The organism is Paraburkholderia sp. SEWSISQ10-3 4, assembly GCF_030464785.1.
GTDB lineage: Bacteria > Pseudomonadota > Gammaproteobacteria > Burkholderiales > Burkholderiaceae > Paraburkholderia > Paraburkholderia aspalathi.
The window spans coordinates 84,615-104,150 of record NZ_JALPRI010000020.1 but is presented as its reverse complement, the minus strand read 5'-3'; the positions used below and the strand labels follow the sequence as shown (position 1 = coordinate 104,150).

Here is a 19,536-nt window from a genome sequence, read left to right as displayed (position 1 = left end):
GCCGGATCATGTACCTGGTGTGGCAGAGCGCTTCGATGCCGGATGTGCGGCGTTTGGCAATCATCTTGCTGCGATCGACGCGACGGGTGAAGAAAGTTATGCCGCGCTCGGCGAACGTTCGGCCCGTCTTGCTACCGTCCTGTACCGTATGGGACTGGAGCGAGGCGACCGCTGCGCCATCATGGTTCCGCGCAGTCGGGACACGCTGGCTTTGATCCTGGCGATCCTGCGTCTGGGAGCCGTCTATGTGCCGCTGGATCCGGCCTATCCCCGGGCGCAGCTCGATTTCATCGTTGCCGATTGCTTGCCCAAGCTCATCGTCGCAGAAGAGGCTGCTCTCGCCAGCGTTGGCGACCTGAATGGGGCGTTGGTCGATCTGGCGGATCTCGTGGCATCGTCGGAGGCTGCCGATCCCGCTGTGCTCCAGGCTTCCGGTGGCAATGACCCTGCCTACATCATGTACACCTCCGGCTCGACCGGCAAACCCAAGGGCGTGATCGTGCCGCACCGCGCGATTCTGCGCCTGGTGCATGGCCAAACCTTCGCTGACCTGTCGTCGCAGACGCGGTTCCTCAACCTCGCACCGCTCGCGTTCGATGCAAGTACGCTGGAGATCTGGGGGCCGCTACTGAACGGTGGCTGTGCCGCTATCATCAACGAGGTTCAACCCTCGCTTGACACCGTCGCCTCCGAGATTGCGCGACTCGGCGTGACGAGCGCCTGGTTCACGGCCGGCCTCTTCAACGCGCTCGCCGACTATCGGCTGGAAGCCTTTCTTCCGCTCAAGGAGGTGCTGACTGGCGGGGATGTGCTGTCGCCCGTCCACGTACGCAAAGTCATGGAGGCCCATCCCGGGCTGCAGATCGTCAACGGCTATGGTCCGACCGAGAACACGACCTTTTCCTGCTGCTACCGCATTCCGCGCGGCGGCGAGGCCCTGGCAAATGGCGACGCCATTCCCATCGGCGACGCCATCGCGGGCACGCTCGTCTACATTCTGGACGACAAGTTCGTTCCAGTCGGCGAGGGAGAAGTGGGTGAGCTCGTCGTGGGCGGTGAAGGCGTTGCGCTCGGCTACCTCAACCGTCCCGAACTGACGGCGGAGAAGTTCGTCGACGACGTCTTCACCCCCGGCGCCAAGCTCTACCGCACCGGTGACCTGGTCCGCCGTCGCCCGGACGGAGCCATTGATTTCCTGGGTCGCAACGATCGGCAAATCAAGATCGCCGGCAAACGCATCGAACTCGATGAAATCGAACATGCCCTACGTGCGGCTCCCGGCGCAGCCGATGCGGTCGCGGTAGCGTTTGAGAGCCGCAGGGGAAAGTCCATCGCCGGCTTCGTAAAGGCCGATGTGGCGACCGCCGCTGTCTTGCTGGACGGAATACGCGCTTATCTCAAGGCTGCTTTGCCCGACTACATGATGCCGGCGGAGTTGCGAATCCTATCGGCCTTTCCTCTGACACCGAATGGCAAGGTCGACCGCAAAGCCCTGCTTGCGGGGCTCGATACACCCGCCGCGGCACCGGCCGCACCCGAGCCGATAGACGACGACATCGCCGCAAAGCTGGCGGCTGTGTTCGAGGGGCTCCTCGGCAACCCTGTCGATCGCCGGTCGAATTTCTTTGACCTTGGATTGCGCTCGCTGGATCTGATGAAGGCGCACGCCATCATCATGCGCGACGTGGCGGCCAAGGTTGCGCTGGTAGATCTGTTTCGCCATCCTAATGTCGAGGCGCTGGCCACGCATCTGCGTGCCACGCTCGGGGTGGTGAAGGATGAGGCAATCCGGCTGCGCCGGGACACGCAAGGCGGGGCCGTTGCAGTCATCGGCATGTCCGGACGGTTTCCAGGTGCGCGCAATGTCTCCGAGCTTTGGGCCAACATCCTCGCGGGGCGCGACTGCATTACGCATTTCGACGTGACGGAACTGGAAGACAGCTTCGACGAGAACGCTCGCCGCGAAGAACGTTATGTCAAGGCGAAGCCGATACTCTCTGACGTCGACCGCTTTGATGCCGGTTTTTTTGGGATGCTAGCGCGCGAAGCGGCACTGACCGACCCGCAGCAGCGCCTTTTCCTCCAGATCGCCTGGGAGGCGTTCGAAGACGCCGGATATGATCCGGCGACGATCGCCGGCGCCGTCGGGGTATTCGCCGGCACCTCGATGAATACCTACTTCCTCAAGCATGTCCTGTCCGATCGTGGCGTCATCGACGAGTTCACGAGCCAGTTTCAGATCGGCGAGTATCAAAAGCTGGTGGGGGCCGGTGATTTCGTCGCTACCCGCACCGCCTACAAGCTCGGCCTCACGGGGCCGGCTATATCGGTACAGACGGCATGCTCTACCTCGATGACCGCGATTGGCCTGGCCGTAGAGAACCTGCGATCGGGACGCTGTGACATGGCGCTGGCCGGCGGTGTGTCGGTCACCTTCCCGCAGAAGCGCGGCTACTTCTATGAGGAAGGCGGAATGGGTGCGCCCGATGGGGTTTGCCGCCCGTTTGATGCTGGGGCCAGCGGCACGGTGTTCGGTAGCGGCGCCGGCGTTGTCTTGCTGAAACGTCTCGAGGACGCCATCGCCGACGAGGATCCGATCTATGCCGTGATCCGTGGTGTTGGCATCAACAACGACGGTTCCGACAAGGTCGGCTTCACCGCTCCCAGCGTCGATGCGCAGGCTCGCGCCATTGCCATCGCGCACGCCGAGGCCGGCATCGATCCCGCCTCCATTGGCTATGTCGAAGCCCATGGTACGGCGACGCCGCTTGGAGACCCCATTGAATTCGCAGGCCTGGTGCAGGCATTCCGCCTGGGCGGCGTCGAGGGCGGTCAATTCTGTGCCCTCGGCTCGGCGAAGGCCAATGTCGGACACCTTGATGCGGCTGCCGGCGTGACGGGTTTCATCGCGGCGGCGCTCGCCTTGCGCGACCGTGTCTTGCCGCCGCTGCTGCATTTCCGTTCGCCCAATCCGGCCATCGACTCGGCTAACAGCCCCTTCTTTTTCAACGCGGCTGCGAGTCCCTGGGCCGATGGCCCGGCACCGCGTCGCGCTGGCGTGAGTTCCTTCGGCGTCGGCGGTACGAACGTCCATGTGGTGTTGGAGGAAGCGCCCTGCCGCGCCAACGCCGCCTGTGAGTCGCAAGAAGCGCCGCAAGAGGGACTGCAGATATTGCCGCTCTCGGCGAGGAGCGCGGCAGCGCTCGAACGCACCAAGGCCTATCTCGCCAGCCATCTGGCAGCCCATTCCGGTCTCTCGCTCGCCGACGTGGCCGCGACGCTGCAAACGGGCCGCCGCTCCTTCACCCACCGCGCCGTGGTCATCGCCGAGAGTCTCGATCAGGCTCAGGCGAAGCTCCAAAAGGGGGCCATCGAAGCCCAGGCCCCTCAGGCCGCGCCCGCGGTGGTCTTTATGTTTCCCGGCCAGGGCGCCCAGTATCCGGGCATGGGCGAAGCGCTCTATCGCACCGAGCCGGTGTATCGCCAGTGGATCGATAAGGGCGCCGAAGCGCTGGCTCCGCATGTCGGACTCGATATCCGGACCCTGCTGTTCAGCGATGCCCCGGAAGGCGACGACACGCCGCACCCCATCCGTTCGACGATCTACGCGCAGCCGGCCCTGTTCCTGGTCGAATATGCGCTGGCGCAACTGTGGATCTCACGCGGCATCAAGCCGACGGCGATGATCGGCCACAGCGTCGGCGAGCTGGTCGCAGCCTGCGTGGCCGAAGCGATCGCTTTCGAGGATGCGCTGTACCTGATCGCCCGGCGTGGCGCGCTCATGCAGTCGGCCGAACCGGGCGCGATGCTGGTCGTGCGTCTGTCGGAGGCCGATCTCGTGCCCATCCTGCCCGACGATGTCGACCTCGCCGCAGTCAATGCGCCGTCGCTCAGCGTAGTGGCGGGCCCCTTCGCTGCCATCGAGGCTTTCGAGGCCAAGCTGAAGGCAAGCGATATCGAGCATCGACGTCTGCATACCTCGCATGCCTTCCACTCGCGCATGATGTCCGGCGTCGTTGAAGATCTTGCCAGGCTTGCGGACACCCTTTCTTTCGCCAGGCCGAAGATCCCGTACGTGTCCACCGTGACCGGCGAGTGGGCGGCAATGGATCAGCCGGTGCCCGGACGTTACTGGGCCAGTCATTGCCGCAACGTGGTGCGCTTCAGTGACGCGCTGGCCACGGTGACAGCGCAGGACAAGCCCCTACTCCTCGAAATCGGCCCTGGCCGGACGCTGTCGACGTTTGCCATGCAGGGATTGCCCAAGGACCGATATGTGGGCGCGATTGCCTCCCTGCCTGATTTCGCAATGCGCGACCGGGAACTTTCCGTCCTGGCCGAAGCGACCGGGCGGTTGTGGCTGAACGGTGTTACGCCGAACTGGAAAACCGTCCAGGCCGAAGCCGCCTACCGTGTTTCGCTACCGACCTATCCGTTCGAACCGGAACGGCATTGGATTGACGCACCTGCAACTGCCTCTTCAAGCCACCCGACGACGGCCACGGCGGCGATTGCCGCTCCAGTCTCGTCCGACGCCATAACCCACATTGCCCAGACCGCCATGACCCAAGCCGTCCAAATCGACCGCAAACCGCGTCTCATTGCCGAACTGGCGTCACTTCTCGCCGAGATGTCCGGCGAAGCGCCGGATACGTCCAATCCGGACGTGACCTTCTGGGATCTCGGTTACGACTCTCTGTTCATGGGACAAGTCTCCCGGCAGCTTCGCCGCCGCTACGACGTCACGATCAGCTTCCGGCAGATCATGAGCGACTACCCGACGCTGCCCGCCCTGGCGCAGTTCCTCGATGGCGCTTTGCCGCCTGATCCGGAACCGCAAATCGCGCCTGCCGCGGCCGAGGCTTCGCCAGTTGCCGTTGCCGCATCTGCCGCTCCCATCGCGGCTGCGCCGGTCGCCGTCGCGGGACAAGCCGCTCCCATCATGGCCGCTGCCGCGGCCACGGGTGACATCCAATCGGTATTCCGCGACCAGCTCGCTGCGATGCAGTCCCTGATGTCGCGTCAGCTCGAGGTGCTCCAGGGCGCGCCGCTAACGCTCCAGCAGCCTGCAGCGGCAATCCAGGCCCCCGCTCCGAGCGCCGCGCTCGCGTCGACCGCGTCGGCCGCACTGGCCGCACCAGCCGCGGCTTCCGCGCAGCCCACCGGCCCCGAGATCAAGTTCGAGGAGAACCGGCCGACGCGCTTTAACGCGTACAAGCCTGGCGCTACGAGCTCGGCGCAGATCACCGATGCCCAGACGGCGTTCATCGCCGATCTGTCGGCTCGCTATTCGGCGAGGACTGCCACCTCCAAATCTCGTACGCAATCCTACCGTTCTGTGCTTGCCGATCCGCGTACCGCCAGCGGCTTCCGCGAGGAATGGAAGGAGCTTGTCTATCCCATCGTCGCCCAGCGCTCCAAGGGCTCGAAGATCTGGGATGTCGACGGCAATGAATATATCGATGTAGTCAACGGCTACGGTCAGACCGCGTTTGGCCATACGCCGGATTTCGTAGTGGAGGCAGTCAACGCGCAGATGGCGGAAGGCTTTGCCATCGGGCCGCAGTCCCCGCTTGCGGGCGAGGTCGCCCAAATGTTTGCCGAAATGACCGGGCATGAGCGCGTCACCTTCTGCAATACCGGTTCGGAAGCCGTGATGGCAGCGATGCGTCTCGCGCGCACTGTGACAGGCAAGGAGAAGGTCGTCTGCTTCGACGGCGACTACCACGGCCAGTTCGACGAAGTCCTCGTCAAGCCCGGGAGCGAGGCGGGCGTCCCGCGTGCTTTCCCGCTCGCGCCCGGCATCCCGCAGAGCTCCGTGGGCAACATGGTCGTGCTGCCCTACGCCAGGTCCGAAAGCCTCGAGTGGATCAAAGCCAATATCGACGATATCGCCGCTGTCCTGATCGAGCCTGTGCAGTCGCGCCATCCGAATCTGCGACCGAAGGAATTCGTGCAGCAATTGCGCGAAGTCACCGCGGCCAACGAATCCGCCCTTATCGTCGACGAGGTCGTGACGGGCTTTCGCGTCCATCCGGCCGGCATGCAAGGCTATTGGGGTATCAAGGGCGACATGGCGACCTACGGCAAGGTGGTCGGCGGCGGCCTGCCCGTCGGCGTGCTCGCCGGCACCGCGCAGTTCATGGATGCGCTCGACGGCGGCCAGTGGCAATTCGGCGACGCCTCGGTTCCCGAAGTCCCGCCGACCTTCTTCGCCGGCACTTTCGTGCGCCATCCCGTAGTGTTGGCCGCGATGAAAGCTGTCCTCCTGCACCTCAAGGAGGCCGGCCCGGCGCTGCAGGAATCGCTTGGCGCCCGTATGAACGGCCTCGTACAACGCATCAATGCCCACCTGGAGCAAGTCGGCATCGCCACGCGGGCGGAATCCTTCTCGAGCTGGTTCTATATCAGTTTTGCAGGCGAAGACCGCCTGGGCAGTCTGTTCTATGCCTATATGCGCTACCTCGGCGTCCACATCATGGAAGGCTTCCCATGCTTCCTGACGACCAGCCATTCGGATGAGGACATCCGCAAGATCGGCGATGCCTTCGTCGAAAGTATTTCCGCACTCCAAAGCGTAGGTATTCTCGGCGGCACGAAGGACGCCCTCGCTTTGACATCGCCGGCCGGACATCAGCCACTCGTGGAGTCTCCGCTCACCGAGCCTCAGAAAGAAATCTGGATGTCGGCTCAACTGGGCAATGAAGCATCGCTCGCGTTCAATGAGTCCTTCACCCTGGAGCTCACGGGCCACCTGAACGAGGCCGCTTTCGAACGCGCCTTCGCGGCGACGATTGCCCGCCACGATGCGTTGCGCGCTCGCTTCTCACGCGTCGGCGACAAGATGTTCGCGGATGCTGCGACGACCGTTCCGCTGGAAAAGATCGACCTTTCCGGCCACCCCGATGCGACCGGAGAACTTCAGACCTTCATCGATGCGGAAGCGCGTGAGGTCTTCGATCTCACTCGTGCTCCGCTGGTGAGCGCCGCGCTGGTGCGTCTGGAAGCCCAGAAGTGGGCCTTCGTCTTCACCGCGCATCACATCGTTTGCGACGGATGGTCGATCAACATCATCCTGCGCGACCTGGGGGCCCTCTACGCGGCCGGGATTTCGGGCAAGGAGCCCGAGCTCGACGAGGTGCAGAGTTTTCTCGCTTTCGCCAAGGCGCAGGATGAGGCCGGTGTCGACAAGGAGACGCGCGACTTCTGGCTGAATCTCCATCGCGACCCCGCGCCGCAGCTCGACTTGCCCGGCGACCGCTCGCGCCCGGAGTTCAAGAGCTTCCGCGGCGCCTCGACGACACGCCAGCTGGGTGCCAATCTTCTCAAGCAGGTAAAAGCCGCTTCGTCGAAGCAGGGCTGCTCGCTGTTTGCCACCCTGTTGGGCGCCTTCCAGGTGTTGTTTGGCCGTCTATCCGGTAATGACGATGTCGTCGTCGCCGCACCGATGGCTGGCCAGTCTCAAGCCGGCGAGGCACTTCTGGTCGGGCACTGCGTCAATTTCCTGCCATTGCGCGTCAGGTTCGACTGCAACAAGCCATTCGCCGCGCACATGAAGGCAGTGCGTGATCACGTCTTCGACGCTGGAGACCGGCAGAACTACACCTATGGCGCGCTGGTTCGCGATCTCGGTATCAAGCGTGATTTCAATCGACTGCCGCTGACTGATCTGCAGTTCAATCTGGAGAAGGTCGACGAACTGCTCGACATGGCCGGCGTGGCCACGCACTTTACGCCGAACGCGAAGGCCTACAGCAACTTCGATCTGTTCCTGAACGTGATCGAATCGCCCCAGGGTCTTCGTCTGGATTGCGACTTCAACACCGACGTCTATAACGAGTCGACGGTCGGGCGTTGGCTCGGCTACTACGAAACCTTGCTCGCGGCGATCGCCCACGATGCCACAACGCCGGTTGCGGCACTGCCTCTGTTGAGCGAAACCGAGATTCACCACCTTCGCGACGAGCTGAATGCGTCCCAGCGTGACTACGATCTCTCGCAGACGGTTCCGGCGATGATCGCCGCGCAGGCCCGCCAAACCCCCGATACGACGGCCGTGTCGGATGAGGCGGAGAGCCTCGCCTATCGCGAGCTCGATGCACGCGCCAGCCAGATCGCCCGCAGGCTCGTGGCAGCGGGTATAGCGCCGCGCGGACGCGTCGCCATCGCGATGGACCGCACTGCGATGACCGTGGCTGCCATGATTGGCGTGTGGCGCGCCGGTTGCGCGTATGTGCCCCTCGACATGACGATGCCCCCTGCGCGCCTGCGCCAGATCCTCGATGGTGCTGACATCGCCGCCATCCTCAGCGATGCGGGAAGCCGGACGGTGCTGGAACCGGGTGAACATCGCGTGCTGGAACTGGAGGCTCTCCTTGAGGAGTACGACGACGATGAGGACAGCGGCGACGAGGCCGTGACTTTGCCCGTCGTGTCGGATGCAGATTCGGCCTACGTAATCTTCACTTCGGGCTCGACGGGCCAGCCCAAGGGTGTGGAGATCGGCCATCGCGCGCTGAGCAACTTCCTGTTGTCGATGGCACAAGCGCCGGGCTTTACGGCGAGAGACCGCGTCGTCGCGGTCACCACGTTCTCCTTCGATATTTCCGGCCTCGAGTTGTTCCTGCCGCTCATCGTCGGTGGGCAGACCTTCATCGCAGGCCATGCAGAGGTGCGCACCGGCTACGAGTTGGTGACCCGGCTGAAGGACGAGGCCGCCACCGTTCTCCAGGCCACGCCATCGCTATGGCGCATGCTGCTCGAGGCCGGCTTCAAGGCACCGAAGGGCTTCAAGATCCTTTGCGGCGGTGAGCCGTTGCCGCGCGATCTCGCCGACGATCTGCTGGCGACCGGAGCTCAGGTGTGGAACCTCTACGGCCCGACGGAGACAACGATCTGGTCTTCTGCCTTGCGTGTTGTTGCGAACGGGCCCGTGGTCATCGGCGCCCCCATCGCCAATACGGACCTGCATGTGCTGACCGACGACCTGCATCTGGCGCCCGAAGGTGTCAGCGGCGAACTGTGGATTGGCGGCGAAGGCCTGGCAAAGGGCTATTTCAACCGTCCCGATCTCACCGATGCCGCTTTCAGGCCGGTTGCCATCGAGGGTGCTGCGCCGCGCCGGCTCTACCGCACCGGCGATCTTGCCAAGCGGCTTGCCGATGGCTCGCTGCTACACCTCGGCCGTCGCGACCAGCAGATCAAACTGCGCGGCTTCCGCATCGAGATCGAGGATATCGAGGCTGCCTTGCGTAAGGCGCCCGGCGTTGCTGCGGCAGCCGTCGCCTTGCATACCGTCAACGACAGTCCTCGCCTCGTGGGCTATATCGTCGAGACTGCCTTTGACAAGACCGACCAGGGAGCGATCGCGGCGCATGTTGCCGGGCAATTGCCGGCCTATATGGTGCCGACCCTGTGGATGACGCTCGACGCGCTGCCGCAGACCAGCAATGGCAAGCTCGACCGTAAAGCCCTGCCCGTGCCGACACCGGACATGGTGGCCACACCTGTCCGTCAGCCGCACGCCGCTCTCACGGTGGTTCCGCAGGCCTCCATGCCGGCCGGATCAGTGGCCACGCCGATCGAACTACCGGCCGTGCCGGCCGAAGCAGCAACCGTGACGCCGACTCAGGCCACCATCGCGGCGATCTGGGGGGAAGTGCTCGGCTTGCAGCATATCGGCATCGACCAGCAGTTCTTCAGCCTCGGCGCAGACAGCCTCCAGCTGTTCCGCATCGTTGCACGAATGAACGAGCGCGGACTGGGTGTGGATGCCCGTCAACTCATGAAGAACGTTACGATCGCCGAATTGGCGGTGAGCCTTGACGGCACGCAGGAGAACGAACTGATGGAGGCTCCTGCCGTAGCCCGGCCATCGATCCTCAACTTCAAACGCAGAATTGCCGAAGGAGCCTGAGCGATGAACGGGATAGCCTTGAATATCGCCCCGACTCACGAGATCGAAGCCGGCTACGCCCTGTTCCCGGCGACCGCCTGCCAGGTACGGTTCTGGCATGAGCAGAAGGCATCGCCAAAGGCCTCCGCCCTCAACATCGCCTTCCGGCTGCAATTGTCGGGTCCGCTCGATGCCGCGAGCATCGAACAGGTGCTCTGCGAACTGGTCGCGCGACACGAGATATTGCGGACCCGCTTCGTGATGACGGGTGCGGGGCTACGCCAGCAAGTCTGGAGCCATGCTCCTTTTCGGCTCGAAGTGGTCGACCTCACCGGTTTGGAGGAAAAGGCCGGCGTAGCCGAGGCCGAGCGTGTCGGTGGTGAGCAGGCTCGCACGCCCTTCGAATTGTCGTCCCCCTCCTTCTTCCGGGCCGTATGGTTGCCCAGGTCGACCACGCAGGGTGAATTGCAACTGACCTTCCATTCGCTTGTCATGGACGGCTGGTCCTTCGCAATCCTCGTGCGTGAACTGGTGGAAGGACTCGCCGCATTGCATGCCGGCCATGATCCCGAATTCCCCGATGTCGACCTTCACCATGGCGACTACGCGCTGTGGAAGGAAGAGTTCCTTGCCAGCGGTGCGCTCGATCGCGCGCGCACCCATTGGCGCCAGGAGCTTCAGGATTTCAGCCGCTTCGATGTTCCCGGCGATCGTCCCCGGTCGCAGGAGCGACGCTTCCAGGGCGTCATTCGCTCCATTCTGTTGCCCAGCGCGCTTAGCGACCGCCTGATTGCGGCTGCCAAGGCCCAAGGCGTCACCCTGTTCAGCGTTGCGGCCGCCGGCCTCGCGATGGCGCTGCAAACGGCAACCGGCCAGATCCGTGTAGCCATGGGCACCCAGATGTCGGTGCGGGATCAGCAGGAACTCGAGGGGGTGGTCGGACCGCTCATCAACACGGTGATACTTCGCCTCGACGTTCCTCGAAACAGCACCATTGCCTCTGTCACAGCGCAGTGCGGTGCAAAGCTCAGCGACGCCATCGAACATCTCCACTTGCCGTTCGAAGAGATGATGGAGATGGCGGGCGAGGTCTCCGATGTAGATCGCCCGTCGCTATGCTCGGTCAATTTCGCCCTGCAGCAAAGCTTCGTCGGCGGGGGCGATGAGGTTCGCCGGCAGGATTTCGCCGCGACGACCTCGCCTTCCTTCAACGCAGGCGCACTCTACGACCTCAACTTCTTTATGGTGCGGCGCCCGCAAGGCTGGCGCATCTCCTGTGAAGGCGACACGGACCTTTACGACGTCGAGACGATCGACCGGCATCTGGCCAAGTGGCGCGAAATGCTGGAAGCCGTTGAAATCGAGGCGAACCTGCCGCTGGCGCCTGCTGCCGGGAGAGCGACGGCGAACGTGGCGGGAGGCGTCGGTGCTAGTGGTTTCATGAGTCAGGCCGAGCTGGAGGCGAAAGCGCGCAATATCGTGCGATTCAACGAGGATGCGCCTGGAACGCCCATCATCGCGCTCAACAACGTGGCGGTACTCTTCGGACTGGCTCAGCAAATCGGCTCCGATCGGCCGATCGTCGACATCTCTATGGTGCCGGAAGGAGCCCCGCGCGAGTTCCCGCCGCGTGCTTTCCAGGATATCTCCGCGGACGCCGTGCGGCTGATCAGGCTGGCCCGGCCAAGAGGCCCCTATATCCTCATGGGGCACTGCGTGCTGGGCGCGATGGCGCTGGAGGCGGCACATCAGCTACGGCGCGAAGGCGAAACGGTGGAGCTCGTCATCCTCAACGATTCCTGGTGCCCCGGTTATCGCGAGTTGATGCCTTGGTACGACCGGCAGTTGCGCAAGATGCAGGTGCGTGCGGACAACATCCCGCGCGACTTCCGCAAGGCAATGCGGGGCGAGACATCCATGGTCTCCTTCCTCAAGCAGTATCGGATCGTTCGCTGGCTCGGTATTGCAGACCTTGCTCTCAAACTCGGCCTGATCAGGGGCGATGCTTCCGAGCATATGGTTTCCGAGAATCGCTGGTACATCGAATATCTGCTGGCTCAGCAGGCGCGGTACCGTCCGGCTCCCTATGACGGCGACGTCCAGATCTTCCGCAGCGGCCAGGTGCTCAACGGACGCCTGTTCGCCTGGGACCTGGGATGGCATCAGGCGATAACGGGCAAACTGGTTGTCACCGAGATTCCGGGCATGCACGACCAGATTTTCCGCTCGGCCGGCGCCGCTGTCATCGGCAAGCAACTGCGTGAGCGTCTGGCCGGAATCGAAGCTAACGGGGTTGAAACCAGCCCTGACGAGCAGGACGGTCCGACAACATTCCTGAGCCGTGCCGAGGCTTAGATCCGCGATGCACACCATACATTTCGGACCTGATTGGATAAGGCGGTTGGACTATGTCGCGTTTGCGTAGAGTGTTACTTCCCTGGAATCGACACGGACACGTCCCTTTCCCTAGGCTCCTAACAGCGACGAGGCATCCGCATGATCTCTGGAGCACCTTCTTCCTGGGCTCTTGCCGCTTCCAGTCTTGTCGCGCTCGTGGCCGCGGCGGTGATTGGCGTCAGCTGGTATGCAGGGCTTGTCGACCCGAAGGAAATGATCCGTGCCGTGATGTTCCTCGACACAGACAGGCCCCGGTTGGAGGGGCCCTATGCCGTCGGCTTCGCCAGTGTTGATGTGAAAACGGGGAGCGACGGCCCTTCGCTTCCGGTCGATATCTGGTACCCCGCGCAGGCGCCCGGCGATGGCTTTGGGCGCTCAATTCTGCAGTGGATCGCAGCAATCGGACATCCTACCTCGCCGCCGTTCACGCCAAATGGAAAGCTGTCCGAGGCCCGTGCTAAATATCCCCTCATCATTTACTTTCCATCATGGTTCAGTGTTCGCCAACAGAGCACATTTACGCCCGCAAACCTGGCGAGCCATGGTTTCGTCGTCGCTACGGTGGACGACATCGTGCACGCCCCTCGTCTTCCCGGACGAGAGGGCGAAGCTCAGGCATCGGAGATACCCGGCGATTCGATGGAAAGCTTCGAGGCTTATCGCCCCGTCGCAGCCCTCCGGGCTGAACTGGCGGCGAAATCGGGCTCTGGCATCATCGACGCATTTCAGAGTATTCCGGTGTTTGGACAACGTGTGGATATGGCGAAGGTCGGCGCCGTCGGATTCTCGTTCGGAGGCGCGACGGCAGCGCAGATGAGTAGCGACGATCGACGCATCAAGGCCGTCGTGAATTTTGACGGCTCCTTGTATGGGCGCCCTGAACGCGGCAATGTCGAGGTGCCTTACTTGATGTTCTATAGTGGTTGGACCTATCCGACTTGCGAGGAACTCCTGCATAGTGACTTCGCCACGCGGATCAACTCGGTGCTGACGGTCGAGTCAGTTGCGCACCAGATTCGCCAGGCCACGCTCCCGAACAACTGGACCTTCACGGTAAAGGGTACGGTACATGATGATTTCGCGGACAAGCTCGCGAAGCCCTCATGGAAGGCCGCATTCGACAAAACTGCAATCAACAGGGCGAAGACCTGGTCCGAGATCAATCGCTACGTTGTTGCATTCTTCACCCGCTTTTTGCTAGGCGAGAATCAGCCTTTGTTGACGGAGCCAGCCCCGTTCGCAGAAATACGGCCCTTCATGGAGAACCAGGCGCCGCCACAAGACCGGGCATCGGCCACTGGTTCCACACAATCCCGCTGTCCTTAGATCACAACGCGTTTTTGCGCGTCTGGTCGACCAGAGTTGATCTATTCGACGCCGACTCCGGCCATGGCTTTGCCACGCCGGTATATTGAGGCGACATCCTCTGCTCGTTCGAAACCAACGAAACGCGACAATGCCTTGAGATAGGATGGACTTAAGGGCAGGAAGCGTCCGAACATCTGGTCGAGTTGTGCGAGGCGGATCCGGAACGCCCCGATATCGTATCGATACAACAGCCGCATGTATGACGAAAGGCGTTGCTTGAGCATTTCCTGATCGTCCTCTGAAAGCATGTCTAAAGAATGCCAGTGTCCCTCCGTGATCCTGAAGAAGTTCTCCATATATTGTTCTGTGAGGTCTATGGCGTTGTAGCGCGCTCCCCGGAGCCCAAGACGGCGGTGTCGTTGCTGTCTCCACGCGAAGAGCGGGTCTGCGCTCTCGACCGTCAAAACCTTTGCGCCTTTTCTCGCGAGCTTTAGTAGAAAGTCCTGGTCCTCATCTACCTTGAGATTCTCGTCGAAGCCGGCCACATCCGCGATCCATCGTCTTCTGAATACGCTCTGACCTAAATGTATTAGAGGTCCCTTGGCGAGAATTTCCAGTTCGGTTGGCTGTGAAGAAAACGCTGAGCACTCGGCGAGGCGGACCCTTCGCGCAGCATCGAGTTCGACGACGACCTCTTCCCATCGCGACATCACATAGGCGACACTCGGATCAGCAGTCCGGCAGGCGATCGACTGAAGCTGCAGTTTTGTAGGAGCCAGGAAATCGTCGGCATCCAGAAACTGAATCCAATCTGCTGTCGTCGATTGCCATCCCAGGTTTCGGGCAGCACTAACCCCCTTGTTGGGCTGCGTGAGAATCGTCCACCGATGGCGGCAACCCATGAGGTGTTCCCGAGCCTTCGAGACGGTATCGTCCGATGAGCCGTCGTCGACGATCAGGATTTCAACCTCGTCATGCGTCTGTGACATTACAGTTTGCAACGTAGTGTCGACATACGCAGAGGCGTTGTAGCAAGGAATGACGATGGCGATTTGCAACGATGCCCCCACTGATGGATAACTTACGATCTCATCGCACCAAGATTTGCTCGAGAGTGCGAAGTGTCAGTTCGCGGTCCTCAAAAGTAACGATCCACCGGCAGAGCCGGTGGCTTTCGATGGCTGGCGTCTCAGAGGGGCCTGTTCGCCATCGGTAAAAGGCTCCAATATCGACCGACGGTGGCCCGGGTGAGAAGCGGTACAAAACATGGGGAAAAAGCCGACTCCTGGAAACGTCAAACCGTGTTAGTCCCCCAGCAGAGCTGGGGGATTTCCCGCGATAAAAAAAGATTGCCGACATTGCCACCCATGTCGAATATCTTTTTTATGCAAGGGATCCGGTCGCGGAGATAATTCGACAAGCCAAGCCACGTTATCCATCTGGTGTAGAGTGTTGCCGATCTCCGCCCTGGCGAATGTTCGGCGTCGCTCATGCCACGCTACTTCGATAAGGATGCCGGCATTGCCAGGGCCGATCGCGCGCTTGCAGCGAAGCTGGGTTGCAGAAAGCCGATGACCTCGGCATCCGTGATCGGTTTGAGATGCAATCCGAATGCGGCATTCAGGGAAGTGAAGGTGCTGTGCCCAAAGGGTATTCCAGACCACGCCGCAGTGACCGTCGGCAACGACAGCGTTGTGCGGATCGTCGCCGGATGTATTGGTGACGGCGCAGCCAGGCGACAGATGCAATGTCTTGTAAAGCGGACGACCTTGGCCGTCACGTTCGCCCCACAGGCTCCTGAACAAGGCGCGATCGTCGAGAAAGTAGACATGGCGATCCGCCGCGGCCAGTTTGCGCAAGCCATTGTCAAAGAGATCGAGGCCGGCGTCGATATTGGCCATCTCCCTGGCCGATTGCCAATTGTCGAACTTATCGAGCGAGCGCTCGAAGCATGGCGGCATTGCGAACTGTCCAGGTTCCGCGCGTCGCGGCCCCACCTGTCCTGTAATCTCACACATTGCGACGCAATCTTTCGACGTTCACTCTGTGTCGGACAATGGCGTTCTGAACTGCGCCTGCCGCCCGGACCGGTTTCAGGCTCACACACGCCACGCGCCGTGGCCAGCACGAGCGAGTGACTCAGCCAATCCTGTCAATCAGTTCTCTCCAGCTGGCCAGGATGGGTTCACGGGCAAATTTACGGAGATGCGTGTGGGCCTGGGAAATTCGGCGGCTTCGCTCCTCGCCCGACATTACGGCTAGCGACCTCATACCAGTCACGATGGATTTCCGATCAAGCGGATCGGCGTCCAGCATGGCTTTGCCCCCGATTTCCGTCAATATGCTGGAACTGGATACGAGGCACGGCAAGTCGTGCTCTATCGCCTCGATAACTGGCATCCCGAACCCTTCCAAAAGACTCATGAGCACGAACCCGGATGCGTTACGGTAGAGCCAACGAAGCTCATCGTCACTCGTGTAACCCGGCAACACGACACCCGGAGTCTGCTTCGCGAGTTCGACAGCGGTACTGGCGCCAGGCTCGCCCCCACCGACAATGACATACTGCCACCCTTTCTCCGCAAGCCCGCTTGCCGCGAATGCCTCGATACAACAGGCTTGATTCTTACGGTCACCGATACTCCCCACCGTCAGGAGGAAAGGGCGCGAAATGCCATCCACCGGACACCCCTCACCTTCCTTCGCGCCCAATCGCGTCGGAATGTAGATGACATTGGAGGAGGCATATTCGTTACCGTACAGCCTGTGAAATTCCCGCTGAGACGTCTTGCTGACAAATACCATGTGGGGCTTGATTCGCTGGATCTGATCATAGGCCCGGAGATACAACTCATCCACGCCCGGTGCGAAGTATTGGGGATGCGTGATCGGACCGACATCATGGCAGAGCACAATATCGCGTGCCTCTAACCGATGACGCACAACGCTGACTGGGTCGAGATGCAGCGTAGGACGAGGGTCGCGGATGACCGGGAAAAGCGAAATCAGCCATGACCAATATACTCTCGCCATTGTTTCGTTGTGAGTCAGGCGACCCGCGACACGGCGCACGAAATCACTGCGCGGAAATCCGTGAAGTCGCCCATAGCGGACCCTGGCAACTCGACTGCCGAGCGACGAAATAATATCGTTTCCCAAAAAAAATTTCCCGGTACGATCATTGAGTGCCAGCGAGAAATCAACATCAACAGACATCGCGTATCCCCTGTATCTTTTTCCAGATTAGCGGGTCACAGCTTTCACAGTCTCGAACAGGTTGCGCGCCGCCCGTTTCCAGGTGAAGCCGCCAGCCTGCCGACGTCCGGCGGATATCAGCGATTGCCGCGTTGCCTCGTCGTCGAGCGCCGTTAGAATATTCAGACGCCACGCGTCCGGACTGAAAGGGTCCGCATAGAGCGCGGCCTCGCCGCAAACCTCCGGAAGCGCGCCAAACGGCGCGGCTATCACCGGACAGCCCAGTGCCATCGCCTCCAATGGCGGCAAACCAAACCCTTCCGTTAGCGAAGGAAAGGCAAGCGCGCCGGCATTGGCCATCAGCCCCACGAGCTCCGGATCGGTAATCCGGCCTGCGAATCGCACATTGGGAGGCACGACATGCCCGAGATTTTCGAAATCGGCTTGCGTGGCGCCACCGAATAGCACGAGCTCGACGCCATTCAGTTCCGCACCGGCGAACGCCTTGAACAGGACGCCGATGTTCTTGTGCTTCTGGGTGTTCGCGAGCGCGAGCACATAGCGCCGCGGTTTGAGGCTCAATGCCGCAAGCTGCCCTTCGTCGGGTTGAACCTGCAGAACATGATCGCAACCGTTGTAGACGACGACGATCTTGTCGGCACTGGCAACGCCATAGCGTACGAGTTCTCTTTTGGAGAATTCCGAAACGGTAAAGATGATCTTGTGCCGCTTGCCAATGAAAAAAAAGAGAAACTTGTACCACAAGCGAAAACCCAGGGAATAGGATTCGGGTGCAGAATACACTTGGGCGTCGTGGATCATCGTCGCCGAATCGCGATGCAACAGCGGGCCGAGATTGCAGAGGTTGAGAATAAAGTCCTTTCTGCGAGCCAAGGGAAAATAGCATTGTTCCCACGCGATTCTGTGTATCCTGCGAACCCAGGGATTCTCGCGAACGCACGAAATATTGCGGTAAGGCGGGACCTCGACGCTGTCTCTGACTACGACGGCATAATCAACGTCGTTACCGGCTTGCCCGGCAATCAAGGCATCAGTTGCGGCGACGAGTTGCTCGGCAACCCTGTGCACGCCCGTCGGCGCTGCCCCGAAGAACTTGCCGTTGAACGCTATCGTCTTCGATGCGATCGTTTTCATAACTTTCCCGCACGCTCACGCGTGAATATTCTTCGCACAAAGTCCCAGAAGCCAATCAGATTGCCGCTCAAACGGTCCAGACGATCGCCTCAAAGCGCCGGCGCGATACTGCGCACGATGTCGCTGGCGACGTTACGCAGGACAACGCAGTTTTCTCTGACAGGTAGGGTATCGGTGTATCAAACACGGCACTGCTGCCTAACGCACGCAAGCGCACGCAAGCGCACGCAAACACGCGCATACCGGGTAAGCCCGCGCGCTACCGGTTTCCAGGGGCAATCATGCGCTTGCCCAAAACTTGACCGGACAGCTCCAGCCGATACGCCGGCCTTCCGCAGTCTCGTGGCAAGTTGATCGCCGGAACTGATGCCGATACCTTGTCTGGTCAGCGCTTACCGATGAACGCCCTCAAAGAAAAGGCCCTCGTCTCCACGAGGGCCTTGGGAATCAGCCTGCAGGGCCGACGCGACGACGCCAATTTTCAATTGGTTAAGCGACCGGCTTGAGACTAACCGCCTCTTTGCAAAGCCGACTTGATAGCTCGCCCGGCGGCATGCGCCGTCGAAAACGCCATGGCCTTGGCTCGATCCCGCACCGCGCTTCGTCCAGGCGGACTGGGATTGATTCCAAGCTTCCTGAGGTAATAGTTGGCGCGATAGATATCCCTTCGCACAGAGTCAATAAACTGGAAGTTTACGCTCAAAGTCACCGAGATATTGTCATCGTTCTTCAACCAGTGGGGGCAGTTGACAGGAACGTGAACGCCATTTCCCGGGACCAATCTGTACAGCCGCGCTCGGTCCTGCAGTTCGGGTCTATAGTTTGCCGCGTTGTTGTCGTTCGTCCAGAACCGCTCAATTTCCACCTCTGGAAGAACCTGCCGATCTTCCCGGTCAAAGACGTACAAATCCTTTCCCCCATGGATTTGAAGAATAAAATTGCATTCGCGATCTATGTGATATGCCGTCACCCGCTTCGGCGACGTTATGAAAATGATGATCTCCTCATTTCTGATCTTGGATTCGATGCCGCCGCCAACCATATCCTTGACCTCTGCAATCGCATGCCTGTACAGCTCGGTGTAGGCAGGATCTCTTTGCGCGTCTCTGAGGATGAACCAGGCGTTTGAATCTTCCAGCTGCCTTAGTGCATTCAGCGGTGAGAACGCACGATTCGTATCTCTCCATTTTTGACCAGGTGCGACGTCACCCATGTCGTAGTAGAGATCAGATGGGCGCGTTCTCAGGGTTCGCTCCGCCAAATCTATCAATTGAGGGACTTCAAAGCGTGGATGAGATGCCAGGCGGTGGGAAACCTCGAAGCTTTTCCGGTCGAAACGCTCTCGAAACACTGAAGAATCTGCGTCGATCCACTTGTCTGGCAATGTCACTTCGGGGACCGCGGAATCCGTGGAGATGTCCATGCGATCGCTCCTTATAGTCTGATAACCGTTGGGAAAACGAGATCCGTTAGTGCCAAAGCCGAACGCCACCCAATTGCGTGGAATCTGCAGAAATCGTACACCGGAGGCCAAGCCGATCAAACCCAGCTTTCAGGGGTTCGGTGCGCTAGCGCACCTTCTGGTT

The 19,536-nt window shown here is 61.0% G+C and carries 8 protein-coding genes; 4 read left to right on the top strand and 4 right to left on the bottom strand.

What is annotated here, in order from left to right:
• The first annotated feature begins 19 nt into the window (after window positions 1–19).
• From M0D68_RS28465 to M0D68_RS28455, 3 genes are all read left to right on the top strand, one after another.
• Complete coding sequence (locus tag M0D68_RS28465; protein WP_266226045.1) at window positions 20–9,916, top strand: non-ribosomal peptide synthetase/type I polyketide synthase; 9,897 nt, start codon at window positions 20–22, stop codon at window positions 9,914–9,916.
• Between the two features lie 3 nt (window positions 9,917–9,919).
• Complete coding sequence (locus M0D68_RS28460; RefSeq protein WP_266226044.1) at window positions 9,920–12,250, top strand: condensation domain-containing protein; 2,331 nt, start codon at window positions 9,920–9,922, stop codon at window positions 12,248–12,250.
• Window positions 12,251–12,391: 141 nt separating this feature from the next.
• The gene (locus M0D68_RS28455; protein WP_266226042.1) at window positions 12,392–13,618 is read left to right on the top strand and encodes a dienelactone hydrolase family protein; all 1,227 of its coding nucleotides are present in this window, start codon (window positions 12,392–12,394) and stop codon (window positions 13,616–13,618) included.
• A 41-nt stretch (window positions 13,619–13,659) separates the two neighbouring features.
• Here the strand turns inward: M0D68_RS28455 and M0D68_RS28450 are convergent, their stop codons facing one another.
• The gene (locus M0D68_RS28450) at window positions 13,660–14,658 is read right to left on the bottom strand and encodes a glycosyltransferase family A protein (protein ID WP_266226041.1); all 999 of its coding nucleotides are present in this window, start codon (window positions 14,656–14,658) and stop codon (window positions 13,660–13,662) included.
• 432 nt (window positions 14,659–15,090) lie between these two features.
• On the opposite strand from M0D68_RS28450, the gene M0D68_RS28445 reads away from it, so the two are divergent.
• Window positions 15,091–15,738 (top strand): hypothetical protein, encoded by a 648-nt coding sequence (locus tag M0D68_RS28445; protein WP_266226040.1) that lies wholly within the window; start codon window positions 15,091–15,093, stop codon window positions 15,736–15,738.
• Between the two features lies 1 nt (window position 15,739).
• Here M0D68_RS28445 and M0D68_RS28440 read toward each other — a convergent pair whose 3' ends face one another.
• The 3 genes from M0D68_RS28440 to M0D68_RS28430 form a co-directional block, all read right to left on the bottom strand.
• The gene (locus tag M0D68_RS28440; protein WP_200620420.1) at window positions 15,740–16,816 is read right to left on the bottom strand and encodes a glycosyltransferase; all 1,077 of its coding nucleotides are present in this window, start codon (window positions 16,814–16,816) and stop codon (window positions 15,740–15,742) included.
• A 27-nt stretch (window positions 16,817–16,843) separates the two neighbouring features.
• The gene (locus M0D68_RS28435; protein WP_093632546.1) at window positions 16,844–17,950 is read right to left on the bottom strand and encodes a glycosyltransferase family 1 protein; all 1,107 of its coding nucleotides are present in this window, start codon (window positions 17,948–17,950) and stop codon (window positions 16,844–16,846) included.
• A gap of 508 nt (window positions 17,951–18,458) precedes the next feature.
• Window positions 18,459–19,373: a transcriptional regulator gene (locus M0D68_RS28430; protein WP_093632545.1), complete on the bottom strand. Its 915-nt coding sequence runs from the start codon at window positions 19,371–19,373 to the stop codon at window positions 18,459–18,461.
• Between the last annotated feature and the right edge of the window lie 163 nt (window positions 19,374–19,536).